Here is a 15,066-nt window from a genome sequence, read left to right on the forward strand (position 1 = left end):
TATTTCTAAAAAGGGAGGGTTAATCCCTCCCTTTTTTATTCTGATTCGAATTAAAAAAATATTTTCATATAAATCAAATAAATGGGATAACTTTATGCAATACCAAGCATTCTCACCATCAATGAATTTTGATGAAAAATGTGTACATAATTCCGATATTTTCACTTTATACCAAAACAACTTCACTAATCAGTCAGGTAAATATATCAGTGTAATTCTGCCTGAAACTGATCAAAACCATTTAGATGTACAGATAAGTCCACGTATTAAACTAAGACTTACTTATCAAAATGAATTAATCAAAGGACTCACATTAACAACCTATGAAAATGGAAAACAAAAAGGACATATCACCCTTTCCTCTTTTACACTAGGGCACATAACTGAATTTCTTGAAATTATAAAAATCCTTGATATTTCACAAGTAACTGAACGCAAAATTTCGTTTTCTTTAGAACAAAACAATCAATGCAAAGAATCTATCTCGACACTTATTAATCAAACATTAAATAACGATGATAAATCTAGCCTAGTTTCTGATTTTCTAAATAGTGGAGTGATTACAAACCACGACATTGTAAATACTGGATATAGGAAACTTAGTCTTCAAAAATTTAAGAAACTTCTCAACAGTGAAGATTATCTCAATACATATAAAAATGAAAATAGCATCCAAAATTCATCACCTGAAAAAGTATGGCAATACTTTTTTAAAAACAATCCATGGATTTTCGGATATGGCTTAGATTATAGATTTCAGTCCATACTACAAGATGAAGCTAATCTGAATGCAGCAAACTTAGGTGGGAAAAATGCAGTCAATGCGGATTTTCTATTGGGTGACAATAAATTCACTACATTTGTAGAAATCAAAAGACCTGATACGAAACTCTTCAGCGAAAAGATGAATCGATCTAATAGCTGGAAATTATCTACTGATTTATACGAAGCACATTCCCAAATATTGGAACATAAAGCTAGCGGGCAAATTAAGCTAAGTGAAAGCTCAAGAGAGTATGATAAAAATGGTGAAGAAATTAAACAAAAAGCTTATGACTCTAAGACTATTTTAATTATTGGAAAATGGACTGAACTCGATAAAAGCAAAAATGCGCAAGAGAAAAAAATTAAAGAAAAAACCTTTGAATTATTTCGGCAAAATTCAAAAAATGTAGAAATTATTACCTTTGATGAACTCTATGCACGAGCTGAATTCATTGTGGGACAATAAAATAAAAATCCCGCATCATAGCGGGATTTTTTTATTCAAAATTTACTTAAAATGCTTTGGTCACACTCAAGCCAGCACTCCAGTTACGTCCTTCCGCTGGTTCAAAGAAGCGTGAATTGCTTTCATTGACGATGACTGAACCCGAATAGTCTTTATCCAACAGATTGTCCACCCGTGCAAAAGTATTCACTGCCCAATCCTGCATTTTCCACTGATAACCTACATTGGCACCAGCGACTGTGTAGCTTGGTGCAGTATCAGAATTTAAGTCATTCACATAAATCTTATCGGAGTAACGCACATCGAGTCCTGCGTGTAAGCCACTTTCAGGCTTCCAGCCCAGACTTAAAAATGCCTGATTTTTGGCAATCCCCGGAATATAGTTCCCGGCTGAAATAGCGGCAACCGTACCGATTGCGGGAATTTCAGCATCAAAAGTAGCATCTATATAGCTATAACTTGCTTGTGCTTTTAAATCACGCCATACATTTTTATTCCAGGAGAGTTCAATACCTTTTCTTAAAGTTTTATCTGCGTTTCGGAAAGAAGAGCGGCCATTGTCATTTTCTGCAGAGACAATATCATTCTCAGTTTGAGTTTGGAAAATAGCAACAGTAAAATCACCTAATGTATTTGCAGATTTCAATCCCATCTCATAGGTTTCACTTTCTGCTGCTTTTAGATCAAGTGTGCGACTACTGCCATCTGCTGGATAAGACATTTCGGTAAAGGTCGGCGTTTCAAAGCCTTGTGCATAACTGGCATAAGTCATCAGCTCAGGTAAAATCTGCCAGCTTAAAGCCATGGATGGTAATAATTTATCATAAGTGGTTTTACCTGAATTATTGCCATTCGCTAAGAACTTGTCTTTAGACTTGAAATGTACATTGCTATAGCGCAGGCCGGCATCCAATGTCCAATCGGGAGCAAAGTGATAAGAAGCTTGCAAATACGGATCTAAATTCCACAGGGTATTATCTTCATTTCGACGCAGTTCACCTTTGACTCCCAAGCGATCACCTAAAAAGTTTTGATAGCCTTTACGGTCTTCAGTCATAGCATCTAAAGCGAGACCAGCAATCAGTTGGGTATTGGGCAGAATATCTTTACCCGTCCAGCGTAAATCTGTCCCATAAAAATTACGATCAAAATCAATCACGCCACCCGCATGATTTATTCCACCTTGTGCTGTGTTTGGAATCGACTGATATTGCGTGACTGCGCGCTGTCCCCAGTAGGCCATGCCATACAGTTCATGCTGGTCATTGATTGGCTTATTCCAGGTTAAACCTGTTTGCAGCTGTTCAATTTCTTTACGTGCATTATAAAGAACTACGTTGGCAGCGACCTGTCTGGGATTGGCCTTCCACTGTTCTCGGGTTAAACCGCCCGGATCATCCGCTGCAATTTTAACGTAGTTATTCATCCAGTTGATTTTAGAACCATCTTCCAGCTCCCAGGTCAGCTTGGCATTGCTCAGGACTTTATGCGCACTGCTATGCTCCCGATAGCCGTCGGTATCAAAATAAGAGGAGCTAATGATGTAAGCTGGTTCATCGGCATTTTCTGAACCACCTTGCAAAACCAGCTTGGTCTGCCCTTTATTCTGGCTCCCTGCAGAATGCCCCAGTTCAATCGAGTCAGCGCCTTGCCCTTCCCTTGTGGTGGTTAAAATCGTCCCCCCGGAAGAGTTACCATAGAGTGAGGAAAACGCACCACCTAAAACCTCAATATGATCCAGACTGTTCAAATCAATATTCGAAGTTTGTCCCTGCCCATCCGGCATTGTTGCAGGGATTCCATCCACATATAAACGCACACCACGCACACCAAAACTGGACCGTGCGCCAAAGCCTCGCATCGAAATTTGCAGGTCTTGGGCATAGTTTTCACGATTATTTAACTGTAATCCTGGAACGCCTTTTAATGTTTCCGAAAGGTTCACATTCAGGCTGTTATCTTGTTCTTGATTCAGATAATACACTGACGCCGGTGTGGTCAATCGCTCCCGATCGGTACGGGTCGCTTGAATGACAATCGTGTCTAACCTTTGGACTTCTTGTGTATCATTTTCTGCATAAATGTTCTGACCTATGCAAGCAATCAGGCATGACAAGGTCGATCTCACGAATGGAAATTTCGGGCTTTGGTACATAAATGACAGGCCTTATTTGAAAGTGGTTTAATGCGGCAAATACCTTATCGAGATGGCGTACATCTCATGATTCAACTCATTTTGTTTTAAGCATCGATATCCAATAAATGCGCTGATTCGATGACATATAGTTCGCTCAATGGATAGAAAAACTTTGAGCTTAAAATTCTGTGTTCGATAAATTCAGACTTGATTAATCCTTTATCTGAATTGCGCTTAAAATCAGCCATATACAAAGCATATTATTTTAATGCGATCTGAATGAAATTGAGCTTTCAGCAACAAATCAACATCATTTCTCTGTGTCCTTAAAACTCGATGTAGGCATTCAACAATACATAATAAAAAAAGCCTGACGGATCAGGCTTCTTCATACTGATTTAAAAGTTTAACTATTTATTGTCTGGCAAGGCATAAGCCACCAGAGAGTCACCCATTTTAGTCCCAAAGGAACCATGACCACCGGCCATAATGACCACATACTGCTTGCCATTCGCTTCATAAGTCATTGGCGTAGCCTGACCACCTGCAGGTAGACGGCCTTTCCATAACTCATCACCGTTGTTCACATTAATGGCACGGATATAGTTATCTTGAGTTCCACCCACAAACATTACATTACCCGCAGTAGAAATAGGCCCACCCAGCATCGGCACACCCATTTTGAATGGTGGCAATGGAATGCCCGGCATACTGTCACGAATGGTACCGATACGGCGTTTCCAGGCCACTTCATGAGTATTTAAGTCCACACCTGCAACAAAGCCCCAAGACGGCTGTTTACACGGCAGCCCAAACGGAGACAGGAACGCACTGATTTCAACGCCATAAGGTACACCATACATCGGTTGAACACCGGCTTCTGTGCCTGCACCTTTAGCCGTCTTAGGACGGTTCGGATCTTGAGGAATCAGTTTCGATACAAATGGCAGGCCAATCGGATTGGTTAATGCAATTTGACGATCCGGATTCACCGACATACCACCCCATTCAAACACACCCAGGTTACCCGGGAAGACCAGCGTCCCATTTTCAGAAGGTGGGGTATAAATGCCATTGTAATTCAATTTGTGGAACGCAACACGGCAGACCAACTGGTCAAACATGGTCGCACCCCACATCTGTTTATCGGTCAATTTATCTTGTGGCGCTAGGTTAAAATCAGAGAACGGTTGAGTCTTAGAATAGAACTCGCCTTTAGTTTGAGGTCCGCGTTTCACAGATTGTGGTACCGGTTTCTCGGTAATCGGCACAATCGCTTTACCATTACGACGATCCAGCACAAAAGCATTCCCGGTTTTGGTCAAGACATAAATGGCTGGAACCATATTGCCGTTTTTGTCTTTAATCTCGGTCAATGTCGGCTGTGAAGGTACGTCCATATCCCACAAATCGTGATGGGTAGTCTGGAAGTTCCATACCAGTTTGCCGGTCGTCGCATTCAAGGCCAGCATCGAGTTGGCATAACGTTCGTCCAGCTCAGTCCGGTGACCACCGTAAATATCCGGGGTACCCACACCCGTTGGTACGTAGACGATGTCCAGCTCGGCGTCATAGGCCAAAGGTGCCCAAGCATTTGGAGAGTTATGTACAAATTTTTGACCCGGTGCAGGAATTAAATTCGGATCTTCAGCGCCTGTGTCAAATACCCAAAGCAGTTCACCGGTATTGACATCATAACCACGGATCACACCCGATGGTTCTTCAGTTGAATAGTTATCTGTGGTTGAACCCGCAATAATAATAGTGGTGCCGGTTACTACAGGCGGTGAGGTTGGAATATAACCGCCCGGATATGGGAATGGCATATCTTTTTGCAGATCGACTTCGCCATTTTTACCAAAATCAGAACAGACTTTACCGGTGGTCGCATTGACCGCTACTAAACGCCCATCATTGACCGGTAAAATCACTTTTTGTGGACATTCAGCAGAGCTACTTTTTTTCGCAGCCAGACTGCTTTCAAAACCAGCCGTATTGTTGACATCATAATAAGACACACCACGACAGGTTAAATGCTGATAGGTATGATCAGCTTTCAGCTTTGGATCATAGGTCCATTTCGCCTTACCGGTTGCCGGATCAAGCGCAGTCAATTTCTGGTGAGTGGTACAGATGTACATGTTGTCACCCACCTTGATTGGGGTAACCTGATTGGTGGTTTCACCCGAGTCATTTTCAGTCTTGAATTCGCCCGTGTGATATTCCCAAGCCACCTGCAAATCTTTGACATTTTCAGTATTAATCTGCTTTAAGGGTGAATAACGCAAACCGGACTGGGTACGGCCATAGGCTGGCCAGTCTTCATCTGCCACACCCGGGATTGGCTGGTGGGCTGCAGGCTGCTGAGATTTTAATTCACCGCGAATTTCTTGCGGGTCATTAAATACAGCATAAATCATGACAGCGATGGTAATAGCCAGTGAACCACCCAGGGCAATTTTCGCACCTTTGCTTTGATCAAAACCGCGTGTTACTGCCGGAATCAGCAGGGCCAGACCAAACAGCCCTAAAATATCTAAACGCGGCGCAAGTGCAAAGAAATCTGAACCGACTTCCCACAGCCCCCACACCACTGTCGCCAAAACGAATATGGCATAAACAAGGAGTGCAGCACTTTTTCGTTGATATAAGAGAACTGCGGTCGCAATAAAGAGAATACCTGCAATGATGTAGTACCAAGACCCACCCAGCACTGCAAGATAAATCCCTCCAATCAGCAGTCCTATACCGAAAACAGCGGCAATGACCGCTAAAATCGTTTTCAGTACCGAACCTGATGATGAAGTATTCATATTGAACACCTATAAAAGTTTTTTTGAAAGTCCATGCACATGACAGGCATGAGCACCCTTATTGTTAAATTCTGAGTTATAAATACATCAATGTCTTAAGCAGGCATTGCCCATTACTGCAACAAAGCACCTAGAGATTCAATAGTGTATTTGCAACTAAAAACTATATTTTAAAATGACGTATTAAACTTGATTCCGCCCACCCAGACATTTTCACCATCTTTATATGCACCGACGTGACGCACATATTGCACATTCGGGCGAATGGTGAGCCAATTAGTGGCATGTAAGCCATAATAAATTTCTGCATCGATTTCTTGATGACGGTCAGCACTGACATCGTCATTCATGTTGATGCGTGCAATACCAAATGCGATTTCATCTTGAGGGCGTGAATCCATTGCACCCTTATAAACCAGCCCGATATTTTGCATATCACTGACATTATTGGTTTTGGGGTCATGCACTGTCGCATTCACAAAGCCGGTCAAACCACGCGAAGTATCTCCGTGATGTGCAGTCAATTGTTGCTTGGCAACAATCCAGCCCCCATGGTGATGATCGGTTTGATCTGGATTGGAAATGACTTCAGCCTCTGCTGTACTGTAGTAATAACCGGCACGGTATTCACCCGGTAGTTTCTGTTCACCCAGTTTAGGCGCCCAAACCACTTCTGCAGGAAGCATTGCCCCTTTGGAACCATCCGTACTCAGGTTAAATCCTTTACCACGTTCCAGATTCTCAGGGTTGTATTCATAAGCACCGACTTGGGCATAAAATTCAGGGTTAAGGTTATATTTGACCCGTGCAGCCCATTGGCTTACCGGCCAGTTGTACCACTGATCGCCAACCCAGTTCCCGACTTGTGAACCGCATAGGGCCAGATTCTGGAAATCACAGTCAAAACTATTGAAGTCTTCACCCTCACCAAAGCGTCCGACTTTCACATCCAGTTTTTGTTCCAGGAATTTTTTCTTGATCCATAAATCAGTCAGGCGCCAGGTTTGACCACGGCCCCAGACTTCTTGCACTGAACTCAGATGGCCATTTAAAGCAGCAGCGCTTTGAGACAGTGACTGACCGTTACGCTGGGTCACTGTTATTTGTGCTTCGGTGTCTTGCCAGCCTGCAATTTTTGCCAGATCCAGATGTGCCCCAAAAACAAACTGGTCCGCATATTCAGTTTTATGGTTTGAAGATCTTTGCGCATCGATCAAGGTTGCCATTTCACCGGTATAACCAAAACTGAAATCATAGCCCTGATTTTGGAGTGCTGTACGTTGCCCGTTCCAGTCACCGAGCATCCACGGGCTTTCCGAACTGAAAGCAGCTTCAGCATGCACAGTGGTCGTGGTTAAGATGAAAGAGGCACAGCAAAGGTAAACGGCCTTCGATAATGGGGAGAGATACATTGAATGTGATACCTTCATCACAATATGAAGCTTTTTATTATACGCCTGTTGATTTTAAAAAATCGTTACTAATAGATAAAAAGTATGAATAAAATGTTATATTTATTAGTATTATTATATGCTTTTTGTAAATTTAAAATTTATAAGTATCTGTTTATCATCATATTAAATTTAACAACATCAAACCATAGTTCCAAAGAAAAATTTGATATTCATCAGATAGATTTAGCTTTAATTTCTTATAAAAGATTCAGAGATAAATCAGCTCCATTACTATTTAATTTTCTTCATTTCAAATCATGCAACGCTACATTTTTTGTTGATTGAATACTGAATCACTATTGCGATAAGGCTTTTAAAAACATGAAAAAATTATTGTCATTTCACCATAAACTTTTAAAAATTAGATTATGCTAAAGTTATTCTGATAAGAAATTGCGTCGCTTTAAAACAATAATCTAGCTTAATAGACGAGAACAAGCATGAAAGGTTCAATCCTTGATTTTTCTATTCAACACAATACCGGTTTTATCTCGGGGGATGATAATCAGCGCTATAGCTTTAATGGCGCAGACTGGCGTAGTGAGCGTCCACCTTCACGCGGTGATCGGGTCGATTTTATCGTCAATACCGCGGGTGAAGCATCTGAGGTTTATTTAACCTCAGGCAGTTCTATTTATCTGGGAGAAAAAATTTCCAGTCAGCTTGGCAAATATTCAAATCTGGATCAAGCCGAGGAAAATTACAGCAGTATTGACTGGTTTGTAAAATGTCTGACCAACTATGCAAACTTTTCCGGCCGTGCACGCCGTAAAGAATTTTGGTTCTTTATGCTATTTTGTGTAATTTTAGGCATTGTTGCTGAGGTAATTGATACAGTTTTAGGCACTAAACCGCTGGTGAATAGCCTGCTTAATCTGGCACTTCTAGTCCCAAGTCTGGCCGTTGGCGCGCGTCGCTTGCATGATGTAGGACGCTCTGGTTGGTGGCAATTACTGACGCTTACCGTGATTGGCATACTGGTACTGATCTGGTGGTGGGCAACTGAAACCAAGCAACAAAACAATGAGTATGGTGCTCCTGCCAAATAACCGAACCTTACAAATCCCGTCTTGATGCGGGATTTGTTTATCGATTATTTAATGACTAAATATCAGCAAAATCAGACTTTCTCCATGCTGCAAGATCAATTAGTGAAATTTCCAGATGCTGTATGGGTGCAAATCTATAAAGATAAAATGCAGCTGATGAATATAGATGGCACGATTACGCATACTCTGCTACCCGATGTGCCTTATGCCCATCCGCGGAGTATTATTGCCGACTTTGATGCAGCCGCGGTGACGCTGAAACGGCTGTTACCATCGTCAATGATGAAGAAACTATTTAGCTCTATAGCACTGCTGCAAATTATGGATCTGCCTGAAGACGGTTTAACCGAAGTTGAAAAGCGCGCGTTACTCGAACTCGGTTATGAAAGTAGCGTGCAAAATGTCATCCTGTTTGACCATGCAGGAAATGCACTGACCAAAGCCAGAGTTCCACCCCAACATCGAATGACGATCATCAATATTTTACTGGTGATTATCATTATGGTGGTGTTGGCATCGACCTGGTTTTTGACGCTTTAAATGTTCTTGTAAGAGCAAAAATCCCGCACGCTGCGGGATTTTTATTGAGATAACAATCTAATAAGAGAGTTGATCTGTATAGATGTAGCAGCTTATAGACAAAATATCTCTAAAAATCAGCTCAAATAAAATAAGCAAAAATTAGGGTTTATTTAAAATAATCTAGCAACTGATTAAAGCGGTCTATTTGATATTTAGGCTGTGCCATCCCTAATTCCTCTGCACTCCCATAACCATATTTGACTGCAATAGATTCTATTCCATTACGGCGTGCGCCAAAAATATCGTACTCTCGGTCACCGACCATCACGCAATCTTCAGCCTTTAACTGTTGCTGCTCTAAAATATACTGAATCAGGTCGCCTTTATTGGTTCTGTCACCATTGAGTTCGCTGCCATAAATTTCAGTAAAATACTGAGCCAGATCAAAATGCTCTAAAATCTGTTTGGCATAAACCGTCGGTTTTGCCGTAGCGACAAACAAGCGATAACCACGGCGTTTCAGTTCTGCCAACGTTTCTGCCACACCCTCGAAAACGTGATTTTCATATAGGCCTTTCACTGCAAAACGTTCGCGATATGCCATTAATGCCTGCTCAGCCAGAATATTATCGGTCTCGATATTTAAAAGTTTGGCCAGCGAGGCTTTTAAGGGAGGACCGATAATCCAGTCGATATTGATCTCATCGCTAATCGGATGACCCACCTTTTCCAGACCGTAACGCGCAGACGTGGTGATCCCCACTTTAGGATCAGTTAATGTCCCATCCAGATCAATTAAAATATTCTTAATCACAGCCCATCCCCTCTCATCAGCACCGATATAAATTAATATCGAGAGTTCATTCAAATTTGCCTATACTAATGCAATTTTAGTGAATGAAGGACATCATTTTGCGCCCTACCGTACTTTGCTTTTCCGGTTTAGACCCTTCAGGTGGAGCCGGTCTTCAGGCAGATATTGAAGCCATTGGTCAAAGTGGTGCACATGCAGCAATTGCCTGCACAGCCCTCACCATTCAAAATTCACAGCAGGTTTTTGGTTTTGAAGCGACATCTAAAGAGCTGCTGCTGGCTCAGGCCAATGCCGTGGTGAATGACCTGCCAATTCGCTGTATTAAATCTGGTATGTTAGGCACCACAGAGAATATCGCAGCACTGGCGGAGTTTTTGACTGCACATTCGGACTATCTGTATGTACTCGATCCGGTTCTGGTGGCAAATAGTGGCGGTTCATTGGGCAATCAGGCGACACTGGTCAAAGCATTTACCCAACTAATTCCATTGGCTACCCTTCTAACTCCGAATACGGTTGAACTGCGTGCTTTAACAGGTGAAGAAGACCTACAGCTGGCCACTCAAAAACTATTTGATATGGGTGCACAAGCAGTTCTGGTTAAAGGCGGTCATGAAGATACGCCGGATTATATTCAGAACAGTCTGTATATCGCGGGCAAGTTGATTAATGAGACCCGCTGTCCACGTCTGGAGGGTGAATATCATGGTTCGGGTTGTTCACTGGCCAGCTTTATCGCCGGGCGTCTGGCCATGGGTGATCAACTCAAAACGGCGGTACAGCATGCAGAAACCTGGTTGTTTGGGGTATTAAAAATTGCCGACATCCCTGTTCCGAATGGTCAGAGAATTCCAAAGCGCTTCTAAGATAATATTTTTTTAAATTCAAAAGCCTGAATGATTCAGGCTTTTTTTATCACTTCTATTTTTCGAGGGTATTTCTATTTACCCTGAATGACTGTGCTTACATAGGTCGGCAAATCCCAGGCACCGCCAGCAAAGCCCTTGCATTGTACGGTCAGGCTACTGAAACTTTTGACAAATGTTTTACCATCCCATGCCCATTCGTCCTGACTCAGACAATCACCCAAACCACGTACTTTATGCCCGGAAAATATCTGGCCTTGGCTAAAGGTTTCTCCGGAGGTGGTCACCAGTTGTCTCGGTTGCTTGTTTTGATCTATCAGCCAAAAACCGCTGCCCATATTATAGGCTCCACGCCAGCAAGGGATCTGAATCAGCTGATTTTGAGCATTGATGGGATAAATCATCATGACATCATCCGGCATAAAATGTTGGCTAAACAGCAAATCGCATTGATCTTCGTTAGTGCTCGCTTGCAGTTTCCGAATCATCTGCTGACTCGCCGCCGTATTCAGTTTCACTTGAGTGATCTTGCCTGACTGATATTTGGGTATCACAATTTGCGGGATCGCTGCGGCTTTGAGTACCGCTTGACTGGATTTTTTCCCAGGCTTGATCAAGGCTGAGGGCGTAGAGAGGCGGCGCTGAAATTCATCCATCTTCAGCAAAACGGCACTGGCTCCGGCTGTCGACAAAGTCCAGCGTGATTGTGCATTCTTAAATATCAGTGGATCCGTGCCTTGAACTGCTTTTAATAAGGCTTGTGTTTGTGTACGACTCAGTTGACCTATCCCTTGCTGATCTAAACGAATAACACCATAGGGCTTGCCCGCGATTTGTAACTGAAGCTGAGCTGTCGATGCTGCAGCTTGCAGGGGTAAAATTTGGACTTTTGCTTGTACCGCACTGGTCGTTCCTGCTGCGCGTGTTAATAAAACCGAAACTGGTCGATCAATCTCCTGATCCGACTGATAACCAGAAGCGCGGCAGGTACCGGTATTGTCGCAGGCCATTTCCCAATCTTTATGTGAAAAATGCAGCCCCTGAATAGCAGCAAGACTTAATGAGCTGATACTGGCCAGACCAAATGCGACACTCATTATTTTGATGCTGTATCTCCATTGTTGTTTCATCATTTAGTCCTTATTTAAAATGCTTGCCGAGGTGGCTGACTGCATCTCTTTACCATTCAGCAAAATCAGCACCATGAACAAAAACACAATCCCGATCATGGCCAGTGGATTCAGAATTGTATTCAGCTAATCCAGTGCGGCTTCTTCACTCGAAGGTTCCAGCCGACCACTTTGACATTCTGCACATTTGGATTCCTCGCTTCCTGCTTCGGGGTATCGATCGAATTTTCTAGCCTGTCAAAGGTCTGAATTGCACCGTCCCACATCCCGGCTCCCTGACGATAGTCTTTGAGTATATTCAGTTTTTGCTGAATGGTGTCCTGATAAAGCATGCCTGTAATCATTTACCAAGATATTGCACTTAATTTTTTAAGCTTATGACTTAACTGACGCTTTTGATCCTGCGCATCTTACGAGTTTCTAGCTGTACCGGTACTGAGGTATGTTGATGCAACAATTGCCATCGTCCCTGCTGCTTGCTGAGACACATACTGACCCGGCACCAACCCAACTGGAAAATTGGCTCAATTACCGCATAATTCACCCGAACATAGCCATCGACCAAGGCTAAATCAGTGCTCACATGAATATTGACATCTTGACGCTCTATCCGGATTCCTTCAGGGATAAAAGGCCGATATTGCAACCAGAGTGCCTGATAGGCATCTATGCCTTTTATTTCAGTACTGACATCGACCAGACGGATATCTGGCCGGCATAATTGAATAATATCCTGGATCTCCAGACTGCATATGGCATGGTCCCATTGCTGAAGAAATGCCACGACTTCCTGACTCAGTTGTTCATCCCCAAAAACCTGCATAAAGTCCCCCTCAATCAGGTATTCAGACCTGAAATCGGAATTAAAATTGTCCCAAATTTCTGGTCTTTTGCTTTTCTTATTTTGATTATGCTCAAGCACTATAATTGCCTGGCTATCCCCTTTGTGTTATTCACTGCAATTCATCTGAATATTATTTTTGATTTCAATCTTTAAGTTAAGTCCAAAACTTCATGCAATCTGCATAGACATGCCACATTACAGCCCTATCAATCTTTATTTTTATTTAAATCAGGAATAGAGAGTTATCTGAACCCACTTTAAGACTTCTGCGGTATTATTGTAAATGACCAAAAATGTCATTTATAAAAAAATATGTTTATATTTTAATAAGATGAAATGAATTTAGGAATAGTATTCATGTTCGGTCGTCTGATTTATTTTAGACTGAGCACTGGTAGATGCTTTTAATACAATGCTTAAGCTGTCGCGATGCCACACAGCTAAAAGCCAGGATTTAAATCGTGGCTTTGCTATAGGTCTGCTTTGGCATTTCAATAATTTCGACACAGAGCTGAATTTTTAATTCGGGCTGTGGAGCAATAGATTGCTGCATCACCTCAAGCACCAATGCAGAAATCGCCTGACGCACTTCGACACTACGTCCACTCAATAGTGAGACTTTGGCATGTGCATAGGCCTGATCTGTCCGTGGACTCAGTCCAATGACATAATCCTGCTGCATAATCGCACGACTTTTTAAATCATCGGGATCGGTGACATAGCCTGCATTGAACAATGCCTGATGCATGGCCAGCAAGAGCGGCTGAGTCTGGAGCAGATGTTGAAGATTGTCAGAATATTCCAGATGCAGATGTGGCATACGAGTGATCTCGGATCAAAAACGTGAGGATTGGGACTACATAAAAAATAAACGCTGAATTTTAGCAATGAGACGATTTATCCACCGTCTCATGTCCAGTTAAAATTCTAGTCTGATGCCAGATTTAAGCTTTCTTTACATATTCAGATTTTAGCTTCATCGGGCCCATTCCCTCGATTTTACAATCGATATCATGACCATCGGCAGCATCCGGCAATAGGCGGATACTTTTGACTTTGGTACCCACTTTCACCACTGAAGATGAACCTTTGATTTTCAGGTCTTTAACCACCGTCACGCTATCGCCGTCCGCCAGCACATTGCCATGAGCATCCTTAATGATCACTTGTTCTTCAGTAATTTCGCCTTCTTTCCACTCATGTGCACATTCAGGGCAGATCAGTAGATCGCCATCTGCATAGGTATATTCAGATTGGCATTTTGGACAGTTTGGCAGACCCATAAGAACCTCGAAAAAGAGAAAAATTAAATAAATGAAACAAATAAGATCACAGTATAGCATCTTTGCAGAAATGCGCTTTTGAACAGGAGTTTCGTTGAAGGCCAGCTCATAATCATCAAGCATTAATTATCCGGGATATGCGGATTCACCAGCAAGGAAAGTAGCTGGAATGATTCCTGCCAACTTAAGTGACATACCGCAGGCGGCACTAAATCGGGATAGCCGACCTGAATAATATGCAGGCCTGTACCGACTGAAACCTTTTCAAAGATCACAGTGACTTCTATTTCACCTTGCAGATCTGGTGTCGAAAACTGATCGGTATAACGCAGTAACTGATTGGGAATCACCTCATGATAAATCCCATGAAAATGGTGCTGGGTACCAGTGGAAAAATTGGTAAAGGTGGTTTTATAGCTGCCGCCGGGTTTGACTTCCGCATGTTCTACCTTGGCAATAAAACCATGTGGTGCCAACCATTTTGCCAGGGCATCCGGGTGAACAAAAGCACGATACACCCGCTCCGGAGGTGCACTAAACACTCGATGCATTTTTAGGGTGTAACTCATTTTGCCTAGTCCCTTATTGTTATTATGTATTTTTATTGAGGGATATTGCCCTTCTGTTCCTTAAAATGTAGTCAAACATAGTCAAGGACTAATTCGCACTCTGTTAATGTCTTGTTGCCAAACGTGTAACTAGAGCCTGAGTCGGTCAGTTCCGACTTATAGCGATCAGTCCGTTCTTGCAATATACGCTTTACAGTTTTGTAAGGCGTATAACGACTTATCTCATTGTCGTTTAATCTTGCAAGCACGTTTCTCGCAGCATTCCAATCAGCTTGCACAACTTCCCCATTAAAACGATGAAAGCGATCTCCCTTGCGTGTGCCTATTAAAAGCCCACGTAAGAAAGAATCACTT

At 42.4% G+C, this 15,066-nt stretch carries 14 protein-coding genes and 1 pseudogene; 4 read left to right on the top strand and 11 right to left on the bottom strand.

All coding sequences use genetic code 11. The features are described from left to right. The first annotated feature begins 94 nt into the window (after positions 1–94). Complete coding sequence (locus FTU82_RS07645; RefSeq protein ID WP_180101204.1) at positions 95–1,231, top strand: Shedu immune nuclease family protein; 1,137 nt, start codon at positions 95–97, stop codon at positions 1,229–1,231. A 46-nt stretch (positions 1,232–1,277) separates the two neighbouring features. On the opposite strand, the gene FTU82_RS07650 is transcribed toward FTU82_RS07645, so the two are convergent. From FTU82_RS07650 to FTU82_RS07660, 3 genes are all read right to left on the bottom strand, one after another. Next, positions 1,278–3,386 (bottom strand): TonB-dependent receptor, encoded by a 2,109-nt coding sequence (locus tag FTU82_RS07650; RefSeq protein ID WP_180101205.1) that lies wholly within the window; start codon positions 3,384–3,386, stop codon positions 1,278–1,280. A gap of 392 nt (positions 3,387–3,778) precedes the next feature. Next, positions 3,779–6,181, bottom strand: coding sequence for a glucose/quinate/shikimate family membrane-bound PQQ-dependent dehydrogenase (locus FTU82_RS07655; RefSeq protein ID WP_180101206.1), 2,403 nt, complete (start codon positions 6,179–6,181; stop codon positions 3,779–3,781). 170 nt (positions 6,182–6,351) lie between these two features. Further along, positions 6,352–7,593 carry a carbohydrate porin gene (locus FTU82_RS07660; protein WP_180101207.1) on the bottom strand — a complete coding sequence of 414 codons (1,242 nt, stop codon included), beginning with the start codon at positions 7,591–7,593 and terminating at the stop codon, positions 6,352–6,354. A 482-nt stretch (positions 7,594–8,075) separates the two neighbouring features. Between FTU82_RS07660 and FTU82_RS07665 the strand changes: the two genes are divergently transcribed. Beyond that, positions 8,076–8,684 (top strand): DUF805 domain-containing protein, encoded by a 609-nt coding sequence (locus FTU82_RS07665; RefSeq protein ID WP_004732088.1) that lies wholly within the window; start codon positions 8,076–8,078, stop codon positions 8,682–8,684. Positions 8,685–8,708: 24 nt separating this feature from the next. Continuing rightward, positions 8,709–9,224: a hypothetical protein gene (locus tag FTU82_RS07670; protein ID WP_004645901.1), complete on the top strand. Its 516-nt coding sequence runs from the start codon at positions 8,709–8,711 to the stop codon at positions 9,222–9,224. 148 nt (positions 9,225–9,372) lie between these two features. Here the strand turns inward: FTU82_RS07670 and FTU82_RS07675 are convergent, their stop codons facing one another. Beyond that, positions 9,373–10,020 (bottom strand): HAD family hydrolase, encoded by a 648-nt coding sequence (locus FTU82_RS07675; protein WP_180101208.1) that lies wholly within the window; start codon positions 10,018–10,020, stop codon positions 9,373–9,375. A gap of 98 nt (positions 10,021–10,118) precedes the next feature. On the opposite strand from FTU82_RS07675, the gene FTU82_RS07680 reads away from it, so the two are divergent. Then, positions 10,119–10,886 carry a hydroxymethylpyrimidine/phosphomethylpyrimidine kinase gene (locus tag FTU82_RS07680; RefSeq protein WP_100357951.1) on the top strand — a complete coding sequence of 256 codons (768 nt, stop codon included), beginning with the start codon at positions 10,119–10,121 and terminating at the stop codon, positions 10,884–10,886. Positions 10,887–10,960: 74 nt separating this feature from the next. Here the strand turns inward: FTU82_RS07680 and FTU82_RS07685 are convergent, their stop codons facing one another. From FTU82_RS07685 to FTU82_RS16030, 7 genes and pseudogenes are all read right to left on the bottom strand, one after another. Further along, positions 10,961–12,016 (bottom strand): DUF1176 domain-containing protein, encoded by a 1,056-nt coding sequence (locus FTU82_RS07685; protein ID WP_100357978.1) that lies wholly within the window; start codon positions 12,014–12,016, stop codon positions 10,961–10,963. A gap of 122 nt (positions 12,017–12,138) precedes the next feature. After that, on the bottom strand, positions 12,139–12,348 hold the full coding sequence (locus FTU82_RS07690; protein WP_227523645.1) for a hypothetical protein: 210 nt from the start codon (positions 12,346–12,348) through the stop codon (positions 12,139–12,141). A gap of 50 nt (positions 12,349–12,398) precedes the next feature. Beyond that, complete coding sequence (locus tag FTU82_RS07695; RefSeq protein WP_180000566.1) at positions 12,399–12,839, bottom strand: nuclear transport factor 2 family protein; 441 nt, start codon at positions 12,837–12,839, stop codon at positions 12,399–12,401. Between the two features lie 475 nt (positions 12,840–13,314). Then, on the bottom strand, positions 13,315–13,680 hold the full coding sequence (locus FTU82_RS07700; protein ID WP_005169568.1) for a 5-carboxymethyl-2-hydroxymuconate Delta-isomerase: 366 nt from the start codon (positions 13,678–13,680) through the stop codon (positions 13,315–13,317). A gap of 124 nt (positions 13,681–13,804) precedes the next feature. Next, positions 13,805–14,143, bottom strand: a complete 339-nt coding sequence (locus FTU82_RS07705) for a zinc ribbon domain-containing protein YjdM (RefSeq protein ID WP_180101209.1) — start codon at positions 14,141–14,143, stop codon at positions 13,805–13,807. Between the two features lie 122 nt (positions 14,144–14,265). Next, positions 14,266–14,712: an SRPBCC domain-containing protein gene (locus FTU82_RS07710; RefSeq protein ID WP_005169565.1), complete on the bottom strand. Its 447-nt coding sequence runs from the start codon at positions 14,710–14,712 to the stop codon at positions 14,266–14,268. Between the two features lie 71 nt (positions 14,713–14,783). Beyond that, a pseudogene (locus FTU82_RS16030) lies at positions 14,784–15,066 on the bottom strand (RNA-guided endonuclease TnpB family protein); the annotation flags it as partial.

This window comes from Acinetobacter sp. YH12151, from assembly GCF_013418355.1.
GTDB classification, from domain to species: domain Bacteria; phylum Pseudomonadota; class Gammaproteobacteria; order Pseudomonadales; family Moraxellaceae; genus Acinetobacter; species Acinetobacter pseudolwoffii.